This window comes from Shewanella litoralis (assembly GCF_009828585.1).
In the GTDB taxonomy this organism is placed as follows: domain Bacteria; phylum Pseudomonadota; class Gammaproteobacteria; order Enterobacterales; family Shewanellaceae; genus Shewanella; species Shewanella litoralis.
The window spans coordinates 41,410-59,551 of sequence record NZ_WSRZ01000007.1; the positions used below are offsets into that span (position 1 = coordinate 41,410).

18 protein-coding genes and 1 pseudogene are annotated in these 18,142 nt (G+C 41.3%); 5 read left to right on the forward strand and 14 right to left on the reverse strand.

Annotated elements, in window-relative coordinates:
* The 4 genes from GQA99_RS07670 to GQA99_RS07685 form a co-directional block, all read right to left on the reverse strand.
* The gene (locus GQA99_RS07670; protein ID WP_160053315.1) at positions 1-258 is read right to left on the reverse strand and encodes a chaperone NapD; all 258 of its coding nucleotides are present in this window, start codon (positions 256-258) and stop codon (positions 1-3) included.
* Between the two features lie 44 nt (positions 259-302).
* Complete coding sequence (locus GQA99_RS07675; protein ID WP_160053316.1) at positions 303-461, reverse strand: periplasmic nitrate reductase, NapE protein; 159 nt, start codon at positions 459-461, stop codon at positions 303-305.
* A 626-nt stretch (positions 462-1,087) separates the two neighbouring features.
* Positions 1,088-2,002, reverse strand: a complete 915-nt coding sequence (locus tag GQA99_RS07680; RefSeq protein WP_160053317.1) for a class I SAM-dependent methyltransferase — start codon at positions 2,000-2,002, stop codon at positions 1,088-1,090.
* A gap of 33 nt (positions 2,003-2,035) precedes the next feature.
* The gene (locus GQA99_RS07685; protein ID WP_160053318.1) at positions 2,036-3,184 is read right to left on the reverse strand and encodes an AI-2E family transporter; all 1,149 of its coding nucleotides are present in this window, start codon (positions 3,182-3,184) and stop codon (positions 2,036-2,038) included.
* Between the two features lie 153 nt (positions 3,185-3,337).
* On the opposite strand from GQA99_RS07685, the gene folX reads away from it, so the two are divergent.
* Together folX and GQA99_RS07695 are read left to right on the forward strand one after the other, a co-directional pair.
* Entirely contained in the window at positions 3,338-3,706 is a 369-nt protein-coding gene (gene folX, locus GQA99_RS07690) for a dihydroneopterin triphosphate 2'-epimerase (protein WP_160053319.1), read from the forward strand.
* A gap of 72 nt (positions 3,707-3,778) precedes the next feature.
* Positions 3,779-4,669, forward strand: coding sequence for a TIGR01777 family oxidoreductase (locus GQA99_RS07695; protein WP_160053320.1), 891 nt, complete (start codon positions 3,779-3,781; stop codon positions 4,667-4,669).
* 993 nt (positions 4,670-5,662) lie between these two features.
* On the opposite strand, the gene GQA99_RS07700 is transcribed toward GQA99_RS07695, so the two are convergent.
* From GQA99_RS07700 to GQA99_RS07730, 7 genes are all read right to left on the reverse strand, one after another.
* Complete coding sequence (locus GQA99_RS07700; RefSeq protein WP_160053321.1) at positions 5,663-5,875, reverse strand: hypothetical protein; 213 nt, start codon at positions 5,873-5,875, stop codon at positions 5,663-5,665.
* Between the two features lie 167 nt (positions 5,876-6,042).
* Entirely contained in the window at positions 6,043-6,384 is a 342-nt protein-coding gene (locus GQA99_RS07705) for a type II toxin-antitoxin system HicB family antitoxin (RefSeq protein ID WP_160053322.1), read from the reverse strand.
* Entirely contained in the window at positions 6,381-6,521 is a 141-nt protein-coding gene (locus GQA99_RS20935) for a type II toxin-antitoxin system HicA family toxin (protein ID WP_206194571.1), read from the reverse strand. Before GQA99_RS20935 ends, GQA99_RS07705 begins: the two co-directional genes overlap by 4 nt.
* A 307-nt stretch (positions 6,522-6,828) precedes the next feature.
* The gene (locus tag GQA99_RS07715; RefSeq protein WP_160053323.1) at positions 6,829-7,596 is read right to left on the reverse strand and encodes a hypothetical protein; all 768 of its coding nucleotides are present in this window, start codon (positions 7,594-7,596) and stop codon (positions 6,829-6,831) included.
* 138 nt (positions 7,597-7,734) lie between these two features.
* Complete coding sequence (locus GQA99_RS07720) at positions 7,735-8,736, reverse strand: hypothetical protein (protein WP_229785865.1); 1,002 nt, start codon at positions 8,734-8,736, stop codon at positions 7,735-7,737.
* 606 nt (positions 8,737-9,342) lie between these two features.
* A complete protein-coding gene (locus tag GQA99_RS07725) occupies positions 9,343-10,239 on the reverse strand; it encodes a LysR family transcriptional regulator (protein WP_160053324.1) in 897 nt (298 codons plus the stop codon).
* A gap of 229 nt (positions 10,240-10,468) precedes the next feature.
* The gene (locus tag GQA99_RS07730) at positions 10,469-11,188 is read right to left on the reverse strand and encodes a pseudouridine synthase (RefSeq protein WP_160053325.1); all 720 of its coding nucleotides are present in this window, start codon (positions 11,186-11,188) and stop codon (positions 10,469-10,471) included.
* 120 nt (positions 11,189-11,308) lie between these two features.
* Between GQA99_RS07730 and GQA99_RS07735 the strand changes: the two genes are divergently transcribed.
* A complete protein-coding gene (locus GQA99_RS07735; protein ID WP_160053326.1) occupies positions 11,309-11,563 on the forward strand; it encodes a TIGR03643 family protein in 255 nt (84 codons plus the stop codon).
* A 292-nt stretch (positions 11,564-11,855) separates the two neighbouring features.
* Here the strand turns inward: GQA99_RS07735 and GQA99_RS07740 are convergent, their stop codons facing one another.
* Entirely contained in the window at positions 11,856-14,339 is a 2,484-nt protein-coding gene (locus GQA99_RS07740; protein ID WP_160053327.1) for an ABC transporter permease, read from the reverse strand.
* A complete protein-coding gene (locus tag GQA99_RS07745; RefSeq protein ID WP_160053328.1) occupies positions 14,339-15,088 on the reverse strand; it encodes an ABC transporter ATP-binding protein in 750 nt (249 codons plus the stop codon). Before GQA99_RS07745 ends, GQA99_RS07740 begins: the two co-directional genes overlap by 1 nt.
* A 61-nt stretch (positions 15,089-15,149) precedes the next feature.
* Between GQA99_RS07745 and GQA99_RS07750 the strand changes: the two genes are divergently transcribed.
* Together GQA99_RS07750 and GQA99_RS07755 are read left to right on the forward strand one after the other, a co-directional pair.
* On the forward strand, positions 15,150-15,707 hold the full coding sequence (locus GQA99_RS07750) for an arylesterase (RefSeq protein ID WP_170293515.1): 558 nt from the start codon (positions 15,150-15,152) through the stop codon (positions 15,705-15,707).
* A gap of 157 nt (positions 15,708-15,864) precedes the next feature.
* Complete coding sequence (locus GQA99_RS07755) at positions 15,865-16,935, forward strand: DUF3083 family protein (RefSeq protein ID WP_160053329.1); 1,071 nt, start codon at positions 15,865-15,867, stop codon at positions 16,933-16,935.
* 77 nt (positions 16,936-17,012) lie between these two features.
* Here GQA99_RS07755 and sohB read toward each other — a convergent pair.
* Positions 17,013-18,058 (reverse strand): annotated as a pseudogene (sohB, locus tag GQA99_RS07760) (protease SohB).
* Between the last annotated feature and the right edge of the window lie 84 nt (positions 18,059-18,142).

Here is an 18,142-nt window from a genome sequence, read left to right on the forward strand (position 1 = left end):
TCATATTTCACCCTCTTCTAGCACTTCACTTTGGTGATACACCATGGTGGCCGACAACACACCAGGAATGGCATTAATCGTTGAGATATCGTCCATCAACGACTTTTGGCTTGGTCCTTCAACAACAACCACTAACTTAACGTCATTATTAGCTGATAATTCAGCATTTTTGATGGCCATTATTTTCTGTCTTACTTCAGCCATCTTTTCAGGTTGCACTTGGACAATTAGGCTGGTTACGTGCAGTTCATTGCTCATTACATCACTCTCATATTAATTATTTTATTTATTTGATTGATGGATTAACCCGCGCCTGGAGGCCCTGTTAAAATTTGGCTAAACCAAATGCTAAAGCCCAGTGCACTGACCAGTAGCACTGATAAAATTGGCGCTAAAAACACGGTCAAAAAGATGAATATCTTCAGCTCCAAACCTTTTAAATTAGTAGTATCTTTACTCATAGACCCTCCAGTAGTGGGGGATAAAACAACACATAAGCTTATATTTGTTGTTTCTTAATTAGGACTCGGGAGAATTTTACCGTTTATCAATTAACAAACTATATACTCACAAATTGGTAAACTAAGGGTTATATGATCTAGATCATCAAATTAGAGAAATCATTATTCAGATCGAAGTTCTTAAGCATAAATATCGATTAAATAAAGACTTATTTAGCGATTAATTGATGAATATCACCTTTTGCTAAAATAAGTGTTTTTTTTCTGTCAATAATTGGACTTGTAGAACGTTTTATATTGAGATTTGTTCAAAATACGAACATGTTAAATTAGGCGGCTGGATGATGATCTAGCAATGTAAATATATTTAGCTCAGCGAAGGAGCCGCTGCCAAAAAAGAAATGTTTTATGTTAGACATGTCGGTTGTATTCGTTAATGCTGCTCACTGCATTTTTTTGCAATTTAGCTAACAAACATTCGGTCTTGTGGTTCCTGTATAACAACGTCTGGCATCAGCGGTAAAGCAACCTTATAACCCTCAAGGTGTTTATTAAGTGTAGTAGACAAACACCCATAAAAAAAACCGACCCTTTGTGGAGGTCGGCTTTATTTCATTATGCTTGCTTTAAAGTGAGCTTAAGCGATAACGCAATACTTTGAGTGATTTTTGCTCATCGATGTCAGCAAATACACTTGGATTGTCAATGCGTTCAACATAGGTCAATTGCGGTGCTGTATTGGCCACTTGCTGCATTAAAAAATCACATCCAAGTTCAGGTGCATTAAGGCACAATAACACTTCCCCTTGCGGCGCTAACAAGTCTGGTAAACGTTTTAACAGACGCTCATAATCTTTGGTGGCCACAAAACTGCCACGTTGGTTGCTTGGCGGGTCTGCCACGATTAAATCATAAGGCCCTAACTTTGTTAGCTTGCCCCAGGACTTAAAAATATCATGGCCTAAATAACGGGCTCCAACAGGTAAATCGTTAAGTAAATGGTTTTGCTTACCAATACTTAACGCGCCTTTACTCATGTCCATATTAACCACTTCATCGGCGCCACCTTGCAAGGCTGCCACCGAAAACCCACATGTGTAAGCAAACAAATTAAGCACTTTTTTATGCTTCGAATGTTGCTTAACCCATGTTCGGCCATTGGCCATGTCTAAAAATAGGCCATGGTTTTGACCGCGCAGTAAATGCACCAAAAAGCGGGCACCGTTTTCAGTCACTACGTGTTGTTCAGGCACTTCACCAAACAACAAGTCGCTAAAGGTTTGGCCACCATGGCGATATTGGTAAACTAAATTCAGCGGCTGATTTGGGTAGGTTGATTGCCAAAAGTCCACAATGGCACTCACCAATTCATCACGTTGCTCATAGTCTAACATTTTAAAGCTAGTGAGCAGTAATACCGGTTTGTACCAGTCTAAACAAAGGTGTTCATCGCCAGCAAATAAACCGCCACGACCATGAAATAAACGACAAACATCTTCGCCAACAGTCAAACTGGGTAACACTTGTAAAAAACGCTTCATACTCTCTCTTACTTACTCTATTGACTCATCAATTTATGATGGTTTGGATTGTTCATCATCAGTATTAACCGGGCTTTCATCCGTTTGTTGTGCAGTGTCATCGGCTGAGGTGGCAGCAACTTGCTCGACATTTTCAGGTTGATTAACGATGTCTTCGACATCATCTGAAAGCAATATCGCTAACCATCCGCCCGACTGACTAGACTCAAGGCCAATTTTTACAATCATTGTTAATGGTACCGACAACAGCATACCAACCGACCCTAACAGCCAGCCCCAAAATATTAATGACAAAAAGACCACCAGGGTAGACAAGCCTAAGCCGCGGCCCATAAAACGAGGCTCAACCACATTGCCCATCACCATATTGGTGCCTACATATAACAGCCCAGTAATGCCCGCAGCGCCAGGTCCCATTTGAATAAACGCCAATAACACAGCGGGTATAGCAGCAATAATCGACCCGATATTAGGAATATAATTAAACAAGAATGCAATCACAGCCCACAACAACGCATAGTCGACACCTATGATGCTCAGGCCTATTCCAATCACCCCTGCGGTGGCCAGGCTCACTAAGGTTTTAATCACCATGTATTGATTAACTGAGTGTAAAAACTTGTCGATTTGCTTTAAGCGCATGTCTGGATCGTCTAACGCTAAATGGAATTTTTTAGGCAGTGATTGCGCTTCAAATAACATAAACACAATGGTCAAAATAATCAGGAACAAATTGGCCATCACATTACCCACACCAGATAACATATTGGTGGTCATTGATAGCGCCATACCGGGGTCAAAATAATCGAGTACTTTTTGCTTAGATATTTGAATATTAAAGCTTTGTAGCTTTTCAATAATCCAAGCAAACTGTTCAATTAATTGCTGGCGATATACTGGCATTTGTTTTGAGAATTCATTAATTGAACTGCCCACCAAACTGGCTAGCCATAGCCCCATCAGCACGATAAACGCCATCAACAAAATAATCGATAACCATTTAGGTATCCGATATCTAGACAACAACACAATGGCTGGATTACAAATCACCGCCAAAAATGCCGACAACACAAAAGGCACCACGATTGGGCTGGCGGTTTTAATTCCCGCTAAAATAATCACCACACACGCCATAACCACAAAGCTGCGCACGGCCATAGGCGACTGCTGTATTCCTTTCATAGGGTAAAAAATCCTTATTGTATACTTATTAAAAAAGTTGATTATGCTAAGCTAAACCCAGTAACGTGTTGCTAATTAAGTTAAATTTTATTGTCTTACTTTTTAATATTGGCCATATTAGCAGCGAATCACATTTAGGGAATATCACACAATATGAAACCAGAAACCGCTATTATACGCATTAAAAACTTACGCTTACGTACTTATATCGGCATTAAAGAAGACGAAATCAATAATCAACAAGATATTATCGTCAATGTGGTGATTCATTATTGTGCTGATAAGGCCCGTAATAGCAGCAATGTTGCCGATGCATTGAATTATCGCACCATTACTAAAAAAATCATTGCCTTGATTGAAAATAATCGCTTTTCGTTATTAGAAAATCTTACCAACCAAACATTGGCTATTGCCAGCGAACATGATTGGGTTGAATTTGCCAGTGTCGAAATAGACAAACCGCACGCACTGCGCTTTGCCGACTCGGTGTCAATGGAGTTATGTTACCAAAAACCGCAATAAGCTCGCGGATGATCATTTTGATGTTGACGGCCGTATAATTGAGTTCTATCGGCATACTATATTGGGGTGGATATGAAAATATTAATCACTGGCGCTACCGGCTTTGTAGGCCAACAGTTAGTGGGCTCGCTCACACAGCATCAATTGGTGATATTAAGCCGCAATATTAGTACCGCTAAAGCTAAGCTTGGCGAACAACACCAATACTGGTCAAGCCTGGCAGACAAAACCGACCTCAATGACATTGAGGCTGTGATCAATTTAGCTGGCGAACCCATAGTCGCAAAACGTTGGTCTACTAAACAAAAGCAGCTTATTTGTAATAGCCGCTGGGATATTACCGCCGCTATTAGCAAGCTTATTCGCAACAGCAGCAACCCGCCTCATACCTTTATTAGCGGCTCAGCAATAGGCTATTACGGTGCTCAAAGTGCAACGCCTGTTGATGAAAAAAGCGGATTCCACGCCGAATTTGGCCACGATATTTGCCAAAAATGGGAAGACCTCGCCCTGCAAGCACAATCGCAACAAACCCGCGTGTGCATTACTCGCATAGGGATTGTATTGGGTAAAAATGGCGGCGCGTTAGCCAAAATATTACCACCGTTTAAGCTCGGAGTCGGTGGCCCCATCGGTAAAGGCGAGCAAGGCATGAGCTGGATCCACATCAGCGACTTGGTGGGCTTAATTAACTATTTACTCGAGCACCCACCCTTGCAAGGCGTATTCAATGCCACTGCACCAAATCCGGTGAGTAATAAAGTATTTTCACTAACTTTAGGTAAAGTGCTTAATCGACCAGCGATTATCACCACGCCACCGTTAGCACTAAGACTGGCTATGGGTGAAATGTCACAGTTAATTATCGAAGGCCAATTTGTACTGCCCACCAATGCGCTCAAAGCCGGTTATGAGTTTAACTATACCGATATTGAAGCTGCACTCACTGATGTGGTGAGTTAAAAGCGTGGTGAGTTGAATGGGTTTGGGATTGTTTTTTGGATTGAGAGTGCTGTGAAGTGAATGTGTCGTGGTAAAAGAAAGCCGAACAGTTGCATGGCTATAATAAAATATAATCACTTTAACAACTGACTCTTGGAAAAAAGTGATTTATTTATCTGATTATTCTAGTCTAATTGGTCTTTGGTTAGCTTATTTAATATCAATAATCCTTTGTTACTCATTGCCTGCCGCAAATGATTCAGTGAGACGCCACAAGCACATCCATGTGGGCTTAACCAAAACATCCCTGTTTTGGACACTCGCTGACTCACCTGCACCAGTCATTATCTCTCTTCGATTAAAACTTTTTGTCACTGAGGGTGATAACTCAATAAAGCAAAAAACGTACGATAGAAAATAAAAATGTTTAGAAAACTAGAGGGTTACCGTTATGTATTTTTCCGGTATTTACTATTTTTTACCACTAGAACTATTCCAGTAATAGGAGCAAAGAACCAACCACAGAAAAACCATAACCAAGCATTACGCTCGGTGTTCTGGGCCCAATAGGCACAAAACAAACCAAACCAAACCAAACCAAACCAAACCAAACAAGAATTGCACTAAACCTACTGAAGCAACGTCATTTCCCAAAATAAACTCCCTTTAATATTGATGGATTAAGATACTAAAATATTTTTATTATTAATCAAATACAAACAATATGATATGAGAAACGACAAAAATCTGTAAGCTCATAAACAACATGTCAGTCGAATATGTAATCAACAAATCAACGAGTTGACGTCAATGGCAAAGATGGTAGCTAACTCAAGAATACGTGAATAACCACACTCAAGCCTATGCGCAAAGTTCTCACCAGTTGGTAAAGTAAATAAAACTGACTGTAGATTATTTAGTTAATAAAATAGGTATTTTACGTGTTCTGGCTAATCACCTAACAAAAGTACAATTGGGATAAGGACACGGCTTCGCGCGGCCCATCCATGTTAGTTATTTGTTTTTTGCCCCCCACTTTACATACGTGTGTTTTGTACTCCACTTTCCAGAGATAATCATGACATAAACACCAATTGTAATTATACCAAGCATTAATCCTATGAAAGGCGATGAACTCCCAACAAATATAGACATACCAAGTGAAGTGCCTAAGCATAAGGTTAAAGCACCAAGCTGAGCTCGATTGAGTTTATGGTTTAATTTCATCTTTGACTCCTCATTCGTGAATTTACTGAGTAAATAATGCAGGACGGTGGTATAGCGGTAATTTGAGTTGTCACTTTAAGCTTTGTCGTTATGGCTTGCGGCCACCAATGTTGTGGTGATTTGCTCACACTAGCTCAAGAGGAGGCTAGACACCTCCGATTGCCCGATTAAGTTAACAAATTAGCTTCTCTATTGAGAGCCTCTGCCGCCCACTGATTTATACTCTGACCACTCAGCTCTGCTGCGGTTGCAACAGCTGCGTGAATTTCGGGACGAATGCGTAGCATTAACTTTCCTGAATAAGGTTTTTGAGGTGTTTTACCAATCTTTTTACACGCTTCTAAATAGTCATTAACGGCTTCTTCAAATGCTGTTTTTAGTTCAGAAACAGTTTCACCATGAAACCCAACAACGTCTTTTATACCTGCTATATGTCCAATAAAACACTCATCTTCTGAGCTAAACTCTATACGAGCAGCATAACCTTGATACAGCATTGAATTACTCATGGTTCCACTCCTAGTTGCTTTAGAAAGCATCGCGCATCTTTGACTTGATATGGTTTTGCTTCTTTCTTTGGGTGCGGTCGATGGAAAGAAGCAATGACGCCGTTTTTATGGAACCTAACACGCGAGCCACTTTTCAATCACCTCAGCACCTATACATACAAACAGAGACTCAATATCCTTCCATACTAAAGAAGCAGACACTGGATCTGTATATATCGCTATCAAAGTGCGTTTTTGCTTTGAATTCATAAACAGGATGACATCATAATTTGATATCAAAACAAGTTTCAGGTTATACCAAGACTATCGTGGGTGGTCATGCTAATTCCCTTAAGCTGTATTGTGGGTGAGCAGAGTATTGTCTTGACTCACCGGGAGCGTCCATATATGGCCATGCTAATTTATGTATTGGCTGGCAGAGGGCGAATATGCTTTAAGTTTCGATTACACTGAAATATCAGCATTTATTAACTCAATATTGGTTCCTTCAAGACTACTTATCTCACCACATACCCAAAAAGGATGGTTTTCGTTTAGTACTTTCAATTTGGATATATCTTTTGATAAGTCGAGATCTAGATATGCTGCATGTAACGGTTTTTCTAAAAACACACGTACTCTATAGCAATCATCTTTTTCGGTAAATCCAGAAAATGCACACTTCCATTGAACTTTTAGGCCAATGTAGCTTTTGATTCTATGCTCTTTATCGAATGGCTTTACTTGTTCAATATCAGAATTTATATCGGTGTACAACGGCTCTAAACTATAGATACTGTCATCAAATGCAGGGGGAGTTTTCAAGTTTTCAATTTCAGTAAGGAATGGATACATTTCATGGAAAAAATCTGATTTTGAGACATCGTTACCTGATTCCTCGATGCTTATCGATGTACTCACGGAGCGGTTAATTTCTTTGGTTGTTATAAGAACTTTAGTTTCGAGTTCTTCTAACCTTGTTTCAATATCTGATAAAATTTTATCATCAACATGATTACTTGATTTCTTAAGCCCGAAAATTGAATAAAACAATGCAACTACACATGCTGAGACCTCTAAAATCAACCCTTTAACCAACCACTCTCGTTCAGCGTCAGTTGGAGTCCCAAAGCCTAAAAAAACTACACTTAAGGTTCCAAAAACAGCTAAGCTAAAAAGAGTTATGAATACTGAAAATAATATCCATTTCATTTTTTCATTTGATGAGTCCACTTTATTCCTTTAAAAACTTAACGCCGTTATCACCGGAAATGAAACCGGAGCGGATTTTGTGCTAATGTTTGAGCTCTTGCGCGAGTAGCACAAAAGCCGTGTAGGTTTTATTTCCGGTGCATAGCCTTGTTATATATACTATTTTGGTTCCATTTCAATTAAATCCATTGAATTTAAAATGAATTCTTGATTTTCATCGAATAGAAAATGGTAAGAACCATTTAGCACGTTTTCTTTTGTGAAATTTTTGTCTGGACTAGGAATTTTTTCGACGTATTCTGCAACATTCGCATACAATATCTCACCCAGTTCTTCTCTAGTATGGTCTTCTAGCTCCATGCTCTCAGGCAACTGAACAATTATAACAGCCTCACCAGTAGACGGGTTAATCTTGGTTGAGTAGCTAGGGCGATATTTAAGCTTACTGTTTAATAGAGTTAAATGAGACAACACCTCTCGAAGCTGTATAGGAGATAATGGCGCAGAAAGACGTTTAAAATGATCCGAAAAGAAATTCAAAGCTGCGCACGAATCGTCCAGAACCGCTAGAAAAGCAATATCATTAATTCTTAACAGAATCGTATTAGCGGCATACACATCTCTATAGTCGTATTTATCCAAGTGCTCAGCAGTTTTAGCTGGAAGAACAATTAGAGAACCAAGACATTCATTACTAATTGAAATTCCATTTTGTAGAGCGCGAATCATGCAATGAATATGATGTAGTAAGCCCCACTCATAATCGCTGGATATTGGATCGTCACCCAATCTTTTATCCAAATTCTTTCGCAAATAACTATCTTTAAGGTGTGTCTTAAAGAAAATAAGGGATAACCATAGAAATATCTTCCACGGTCCATTTGTTTGAATATATGAGTTGACGGAATTTAAACCACCGACAATTACTGATCTCATCTCTTCTTCAACTTCAGTTCCTAGAAATGAATTGCATTCCTTGCAGCATGGCACCGTATATTTGTCGTATCGTACTTTTGCATCATTTGGCAAAGTAATAGATAACTTGTAGATATCTAGCATTCGGAGAATCCACTTTGGTATCACATGTTCTTCGTTAAATTCTTTATCATTTGGCGATGCGCCACACATGAAGCAGCAATCACCTTCGCAGATATCAGACACAAATCTATCCATACTGAAAAAAATCATTCTCCCAGTTGAATCTTCTAACGAACCATCCGAGTGTCTCAAAAATGCTTTCAATTTTCTCTACTCACCAGATACATAACGGCTTATTCAACGGCCCATTAAATTTCAACCCGGCCATTTAAGTGATTGATTAATATCATCCTACATTTGCTATCTTATTGAAGTAAAGCAATTAATTGTGACTAAAAGACAAAAGCAAACCGTGCTTGCACATAAAGTAGGATACGATGGCACGGCAGAAAAAATTAAAGATAACAATATCAGATGATTACGATTTATGTATTTCTCAACTGCTACAACTAACGCACGATTTTTAATCATTTTTTATCATAAACCGATGAAAAGCCATTATAGCTGTAAATAAAACCAGCACGTGCCATATAAAAGTATTCACGCTGATTGTATCGTTAACGCTTTTGATTTTTTCACATGAGCAACAACGGCCAGAGCAAATTGCACCATGAGGTTAGTGGTTGTAGGCCGTATCTTAAATACCCAATAAGACAGAAATGAGCCAGCAATGCACCCTCCAAACCCAATAGCCTTAAAAAAACCTAAATAATAAAATCATAAACAGACTCAAACCAAATTATGAATAATATCGATGATGGGTTGGTATCGTTTTGCCAACGGACGGTGCTTCTTGTTGATTAAAAATAATGGCTCACTGACGCCCTGCTTTGGATTATCTATACCATCGAGTTTGGCAATGCATATTTGGGCTTGCTGGGCAAAACTGTCTACGGCAAATTGTGGCAACACGGCAAAGGCTAAGCCTTTTGCTACTGGCACGAGTATTTGATTCAGCTGGTTAACGTAACTTCTTATTGGCACCTGCTGTGCCATGGCTTGCTTGTCATTAAAATAATGATTCACAATTTGTTGCCAATAATGCATGCCATCGGGATGCGCTACCATGCCAAGTGCCATTAACTGTTCAAAGTTTATAGCGCTATCTTGATACTTTTTCGGTAACACAATACATAAAGCTTGTTGCCCAAGAGGTGTGAGTTCAAGCTCATCCATATGCACCGCTTGGGTGATAATGCCAAGCTCAACCTGGTTGGCTAACACATTGTCAATGATGCGCTTGTTAGGTGCCGCTTCGAGTGAGATTTGTAATTGCTGGTGCGGCTGTTGGTAGTCAATTAAATGCGGATAAAGTAATAATGCCAGCGAACCAGAACATGCCACTCGGCACTCGCCAACATAAACATCATCAACAGCCAGTTGTGATAACAGTTGTTGCTGCTGTTGCTGCCAAAGTAAGGCTTGTTGATGTAGTTGAATGCCCGCTTCAGTCAGCTCAAAACGTTTTCCAACTCGATATAACAATGCCACACCCACTTGTTGTTCCAACTTTTTAATGTGTTGGCTCACGCCGGGTTGAGTCATAAACAGTTGTTCTGCGGTGTGGGTAAAGTGCCCAACTTCAACTAACTTAATAAAGGTGGTTAACCATTGCTGATTTAACATGCCAAACTCCAACGCTAAATGATGTCGATAGCATAACAGCTTTGATAATTTGAGATTATCGATAAGTCTATTTTTGATAAGTATTTTATTGATACGTCTTTATTGATAATTCTTGTATTGATAATTCTTTTATTGATAATTCTTGTATTGATAATTCTTTTATTGATAATTCTTTTATTGATAATTCTTTTATTGATAAGAATGTTGAAAAACGAGTTTTATGTTTATGTTAGCTAAGGGCCGCTCCATCTTCGCTTTTTGCCGAGTAAAAAGAGCTGATCTCCTTTGCGGTCAAATAGCGCCACTGACCTTCAGGCACATCGAGTTCTACTGCACCAATACGTTGCCGATGCAGCGTAACCACTTTATTGCCCACGGCGGCAAACATGCGTTTAACCTGATGAAACTTACCTTCTGTGAGTGTAAGCAACACCTGTTGTGCCGAAATAACCTCTAACTTTGCAGGTAATGTTAAGCCCTTTTCGCCCGATAATGAGATCCCATTAGCAAAGCGCTCGGCGACATCCTCTTTTATCGGTTTCGCCAAATTAACCCGATAAGTTTTATAACACGCGTATTTGGGCGAGGTGATATTAAATGTCCAACGGCCATCGTCGGTTATTAACACCAATCCAGTAGTATCAGCATCTAAACGCCCGGCAATATGAAGCTCTGACGGCCGCTCAATATCCAGTAACGAGAATACCGATGGAAAAACGCCATCGACGTTTGAGCACAAGGTTTGCTGCGGCTTATGTAATAACAGATAACGAAAAGGACGCGGTACTAAGGTTTGCCCATTGAATTGCACCAGATTATTTTCATGCACTTGAGTGGCTTCATCGGTAACGGCAACGCCATTAACCGACACATTGGCTTGAGCAATACAGTCGCTCACTTGCTGTTGCGTTAATTCGGTACTTTTACTGACAAAACGGTCAAGACGCATGTGATAGTAATACCCTGGATAATGATTTAAACCATCGTTAAACTATTTATAAACACGCTATAAACTAAGTCAGGCTGTTTAACGTATGTATTGGCAAACCCAATAACGACATCATACGCAATGCTTTCAGCGCAAGATACCTCAAGAATTATTGAAATGGCCTGGGAAGACCGCACGCCATTTGAAGCCATTGAACACCTGTATGGTTTAAACGAATCTGCTGTCATCAAATTGATGCGCAGTAACATGAAACCAGGTAGCTTTAAACTGTGGCGAGCACGCGTTACAGGCCGAAAAACCAAACACCTTAAGCTGCGACCTGAGGGAGTCGACCGAGGTTACTGCCCTACTCAATATAAGCCGCGATCTAAATAGCCTGAGTTCGGGATAAGGGATGAACTTATGTTTTTTTAAAATCAACATGTTACAACTTGTCTCTTTCAAGCTTGTCATTTGTTCTGCTGACAAGGCGAATTGACGCGTCAATAGCTAGCCTATTGCAAGTCGATTCAACGCAGTTAGCAGGGCAAAGGACTGTTTGAAAGGCGTTTATTATCCCGATCTCAGGTTAAATAGCCTGAGCTTGGGATCTATGAAGCAAAAAACAAAAGGGAGATGGCAATGCATCTCCCTTCGCTCATTTAGCAGTTATTGAGGTCGGTGTGTGCTAACCCGCTTTTAACATATCACTGCACGACTTATTCAACAATTGTCTGCAACGCCACACGCCGAGTGTTGAAACAATGGCGGCGCCAGCCACAGGCGCGATACCCCACCAAGGCCAATGCATATACACAACCAACTCAAACACCTGCGTTTTTAGCATATACAAGGCAAACTCGGCCACGATGACCGCTAACAAGCCAGCAATGGCACCCAGTAGGGCAAACTCAAAGCCGGTTGATGCCCGCAATAACCAACCTGATGCACCAAAGGTGCGTAATACCGCTAACTCTCGTTGACGAGTGGCCATACCGGCCTCGGTTTGTGCAATCAGTACTAGTGCACTGGCCAACAACACCAATGCTAATACTAACGATAAAGACAAAGACACTTGTTCAATAATTTGCCTTAGCTGCCCTACCATAGCGCCAACATCAATAATCGACACCGTCGGGAATTGCCTAATTAATTGCAACACCACCTGGTCTGCCGTTAACGTGCTGCCGTCTGCGGCCAATAGTTGATCATTAAGATGAAAACTGGCCATTGAAGTATACGCAAAAGGCTCAAGTGCTTTAGGGGTAAAAATCATGTAAAAGTTTGGCTGCAAAGTTTCCCACTGCACCTGTCTAATACTGGCAACCGTGACTGATAAATCCTGGTTATCGATTCGATAAGTCAGTTTATCACCCAGTTTAAGCTCCAAACGCTCAGCCACACCAGACTCTACAGACACCTCATCGTCGGTTTGATTAAACTGACCCTCAAGCAATTTGTTATTGGGCGGCAAGGTATCGCGATAAGTTAAGTTTAACTCACGAGAGATCCCCACTCGACCTTCTTCGCCATCTTCTGATTGGCGACGAGAAATTAACTCTTCATCATTAATGTGGGTTAAACGTCCACGCACAACCGGATATATATCGGTGGCTTTTATATGATTGAGGGTTAAAAAGTCATCGAGCGGCTTACTGTCTTCAGGGGCAATGTTCACCAAAAAGTAATTAGGCGCATTTTCTGGTAACTGCTTTTGCCACTCGTTAAGCAAATCTTGTCTTAGCGCTAAAATAGTCAGCAGCAATACCAAAGCACTACTAAAACCGACCAATTGCACTGCATTTTGACGAGCGCGACGACGCAGTCCAGCCAAAGCAAGTTGCAATGGGTTGGTGGTTCTCATGCCAATGCCGTGGCCGAGGCGGATCATCACAAACCCTAATAGGCTCAATAACACGCCAAGCAGCATGACCGCTAACACTACCGTCATGGTGAGTGCGAGGCTTCTTGAATACAAATAGCCCAAAAGCGCCATCGCCGCTAAGCTGAGGAGCAAATGCAACCACATGCCGAGCTGTAAACCCTCAAGTTGACGTTGCAGCACCCGCAGTGGCGGAATCGCCAATAAACGCATTAACGGATAAGCCGAAAACATAAACGCACTGATTAACCCGGTACTGACACCGAGTAATACAGGGCGCAAGTAAGGCGGCGAATACGCTGCGATTTCGGGCGGTAAAAACGCCGTGATACCTAGGTCGAGTAACAAGCCACCGATTAAACCAAGCGCAATACCCAATATGGTCACTAATGAAAGATGCAAACCAAATAACACGCGGATTTGTTTACCCGACGCGCCGAAGGTTTTTAGCATCGCGACCACATCATAATGGCGTTGACAATAACGCTGAGCCGCAATACCAATTGCAGCACATGCCAATGCAATACCCAATAAACTGGCTAGCAATAAAAAGCGCTCTGCACGCTGTACCGCTGAGGCAATAGGTGAATCGCCCGACTGCACATCAACCCAACGTTGGCTGTTATTGAGCAGCGGTTTAGCTTGTTGCTCAAATTCAACCAATTGCTGCGCATCACCGGTAAACTGGTACAGGTAAGTTACGCGGCTACCCGGCTGAATAATCCCTGTTGCAGCAACATCATTTAGGTGAATAAGCAACACAGGTGATGAGGCAAATGGATTAAAACCGCCTTCGGGTAAACGACTGATTTCTTCGGTTAGTGATAACTCACTGTTACCTAACTCAATGCTTTTAGGGTAATTAAGCAAGCCGCCTAAACGATTTTCATACCAGGCCTGGCCTGCCTGTGGTAACGCCTGTGTGATACCTGTGCTGAGCTCAATATCGCCTTTTAGTGGGTAACCATCACCCACTGCTTTTACTGTGACTAATTGAAATTTATCGCCAGAATACACCATAGAGTTAAATTGCATATTGGTCACATGGGCAAGGCCAATATCATCTGCAATGGTTAACACTTTAGGGTCTAACTCAACGGGTGAATCGATAATACGATCGGCAGCAATAAAGTTAGCGGCTTCACCATTAATGGCCACTTGTAAACGCTCGCTAACCCGAGCAAGCCCAGTGACCGACAATACGGCTAGCGTTATCGCTAACACAATTAAAACTAATTGGCCTTGTGCAAGCTCACGCTTAAACAAACGCCAAGCAATGCGCCATTCCATTAGTTTGCCTCCACTAATTGTGGATCAGATGCACTTTCGCGCTGGGTCGCTTCTGCTGCAGGCTCAGATAAATGACCGCTTTCCATCACTAACTGCCTTGCACAGCGCTGGGCAAGGTGTAAGTCATGAGTGACCAGTACCAAAGTGGTGTCGCTTTCTTGGTTAAGGGCAAATAACATGTCGGCAATTTTGTCGCCATTTACACTGTCTAAGTTACCGGTCGGCTCATCGGCAAACAGCACTTTAGGTTCACAAATAAATGCTCTGGCAATTGCTACACGTTGCTGCTCACCGCCCGATAATTGTTTCGGTAAGTGGTTTAAGCGATGCGACAAGCCAACACGTTCAAGCATGGCCCGGGCTTTTTGTTTCGCATCGGTAACGCCAGCAAGCTCAGCAGGCAACATCACGTTTTCTAACGCGGTTAAGGTGTCGACCAACATAAAGGATTGAAAAATAAAACTGACTTTTTGTTTACGCAGCGCTGCTTTTTGTTCTTCGTTTAGCCCTGATAATGCCACCCCATCAAGGACAATTTCACCTGATGTTGGTGTGTCTAATGCTGCTAATAATCCAAGCAAGGTTGATTTACCCGAACCCGACGGTCCAAGAATAGCAATACTGTCGCCCTGCTTGACTTCTATATTAATGCCGTTGAGGATAGTCAACTCTCCCTCTTGGGTCACCACAGTTTTATTAAGGTTAGTTACCGTTATGGCACTGGTATTTAGAACGCTATTATTAGACATACAATCCTTCTTATTTTTGTCGCTTAAACGCATGTTAGCAGCTGCATTTACGTTAATGTTGATGTGCGCGCCTACCTATGCTGCCACGGTTTTGATACTAGGTGATAGCCTAAGTGCAGGCTATGGCATGCCAGAAAACCAAGGTTGGGTACAATTGCTGCGCGATGAGCTGCCACAACACACAATAATTAACGGCTCTGTCAGTGGTGAAACGACCGCCGGAGGATTGCGCAGACTCCCGAGTTTACTGGACTCTAGCCAACCAGACATTGTTGTCATCGAACTCGGCGGCAACGACGGACTCCGTGGTTTTCCACCAAATCAATTGAAATCAAATCTTACAAAAATCATCAGCCTATCACAGGATAATGGCGCCAAAGTGCTGCTGACCGAAATCATGGTTCCGCCCAACTACGGGCCTCGCTATACTAAAATGTTCACTGAGGTATATCATCAATTGGCCGATGAATACTCACTCAGCCTTATACCCTTTTTTATGCAAGATATCGCCGCCGATAAAAGCTTGATGCAACGTGATGGTATTCACCCCAATGAATTGGCTCAAGGTAAAATTACGCAATGGATGCTACCTTGGATCACTGAAGCGATAGATAAGTAACTATTTAAATTTTATGACTTTCACTGCAAATGTTAAAAACATTTACATAAAGTGAACGAAAGTCATTTTATTTTCAGTATCAATGTTTAGAATGGATGCTCAGCAAGCAATTACATAACGATAAACTTTAGACAATTAGACAATTTAAGGAAATATCATGTCCGTCAGTCGTCAAAAAAAAGTATATTTACCTAGTGCGACCCGTAAAAACCAGTACATTACTATCGGCTTTCCATTAACCGACGAATACCTTAATGCTTACAGTAGTTTAGAAACTTGTTACGATGAATTCAGTAAATTAGTATACCAACTCGCTGAAAAACAAGAACTCTACAATGTGCATGTAGTTACCACAGATAAATTACCTATGGTGCGCTTTCACAGCGAAGCATATTGTTTAAGTTCAAATGAACAACTGCGTTTCTTTTATAATCCTGCGCATCATGAAGCGAATCGCCTTCACAGCACGCCAGGCTTTAGAGCGCGTAAATTACGTATTGTCTTTTTAGCGACCGGTGATGACTTGCGCAGCAATGCCGCCAGTTTTCACACTAAAATCCAGAAGTTTATTGCCGAACTCAAGCCGCTGTTGCCCGTTAAAGATGTACCGATTAAAATTCGTGACCACCAGCATATCTCTTATGACTTTTTTGCTAAAGCAAAGGGCTTAAAAGAAACATATGGCTATAAGTTGCGTGCGGTAGACAGTCGCTATCAACGTCGTCACTGTGAATTACCTGAAAACGTCAGTACATTGAACTACGTCACCATTAACATTCCTGTGGATCGCCGAATCAAAAAGCAATTGTTGGCTAATGACACAGTCGATTTTGGTGCTGTTTATCAAACGGTTTACGACAAATTTATCCAAGCAACCCAAAGTAAGCAGCTAAAGCGTGTCGCGATGGTGGCTAATGGCAAGTTGCCGCTAGTGCGTAACAGTAAATACGAGCAGCTCACCAGTACTGATGAGTTTCAAATGATTGGTTTTGACCCTCATGCTCAGTCTCCAGAACCGATTGGCCACTGGGACAGCAATAAGCTCGTCGATGTTTTCCGCTTTGTGATTGTTGCTGGTAAGAGTGACGAAACCGATGAAGGCTATGGCCGCTTTATGAATCAAGTAGAAGATGCATTACGCATGTTTACTCAAGATTTTGATATTGATAAAGAACATGTCGATGTGATTTTACGCTTCCACCAGCACATCAGTTATAAAGCTCAGTAATGATGTCATAATGATTGTTATGCTTATCTAAAACAAAAACGACAGCCTGGGCTGTCGTTTTTTATCATTCTTTACACTTATACTGATTGATTACGTTCAACCAGTTTGTTCATCACAGCGTTAACCGACAACGAAGCACCATGAGCAATTTTATCGGCCAGTTTTTTCTTCATCTGATAGCGAATTTTAATCACTTGGTGTGTTTTGACTAAGTTTAAAATGACATCATCGCTAGTTGAAATCTCATCAATCAACCCTAAATCAATCGCTTGTTGACCATACCAATGCTCGCCTGTGGCCACCTTAGCAATGTCCATTTCTGGACGGTAGCGGCCAACAAACTCTTTAAATAGCACGTGGGTTTCTTCAAGCTCTTGTTGAAACTTGGCGCGGCCTTCATCGGTGTTTTCACCAAAGATGGTTAAGGTGCGCTTAAAGTCGCCCGCGGTATGTTGCTCGTAATCAATATCATGCTTTTTAAGCAAACGGTTAAAGTTCGGCACTTGCGCCACAACGCCAATAGAACCGACAATCGCAAAGGGAGCCGCATACACTTTGTTGGCCACACATGCCATCATATAGCCACCACTCGCAGCCACTTTATCGATACAAATCGATAATGGGATGTTAGCCTGGCGTAAACGGTCTAATTGGCTTGATGCAAGGCCATAGCCATGTACCATGCCACCGCCACTTTCTACATTCACCAGTACTTCATCATCTTTATCGGCAATAGTTAAAATAGCGGTGACTTCTTCACGCAGTGAGGCAACCTCACCCGCATCGATACTGCCTTTAAAATCGATAACAAAAACTTTGCCCTTGGTGACATCCGCTTTATCAGCGGCTTTTTCATCAGCCTTAACCTGCTTTCATAAGCTTTAAATTGCTTTTTAGACAACAACTCTTCTTTCAACTGGTGCTTAAGTTGCAATAGCTCATCTGAAATATCGGTCAGGCGTAATTCACCTTTGTCAGCTTTATTTTTCATGCTACTGGCTAACACCAATACCACTACAGCCATTATCGCTATCACAATCGTCACGGCTTTAGCTAAAAATAAGCCGTATTCATATAAAAATTCCAAATTCCACTCCACAAAGGAAAAACAGTCTACCGACATTTTATCAGTAATTATCGATAAATAGAGAATAAAAAACCCAGCAATTTGCTGGGTTTTAAGTCAAAACGGCGACTAATTAGTAAG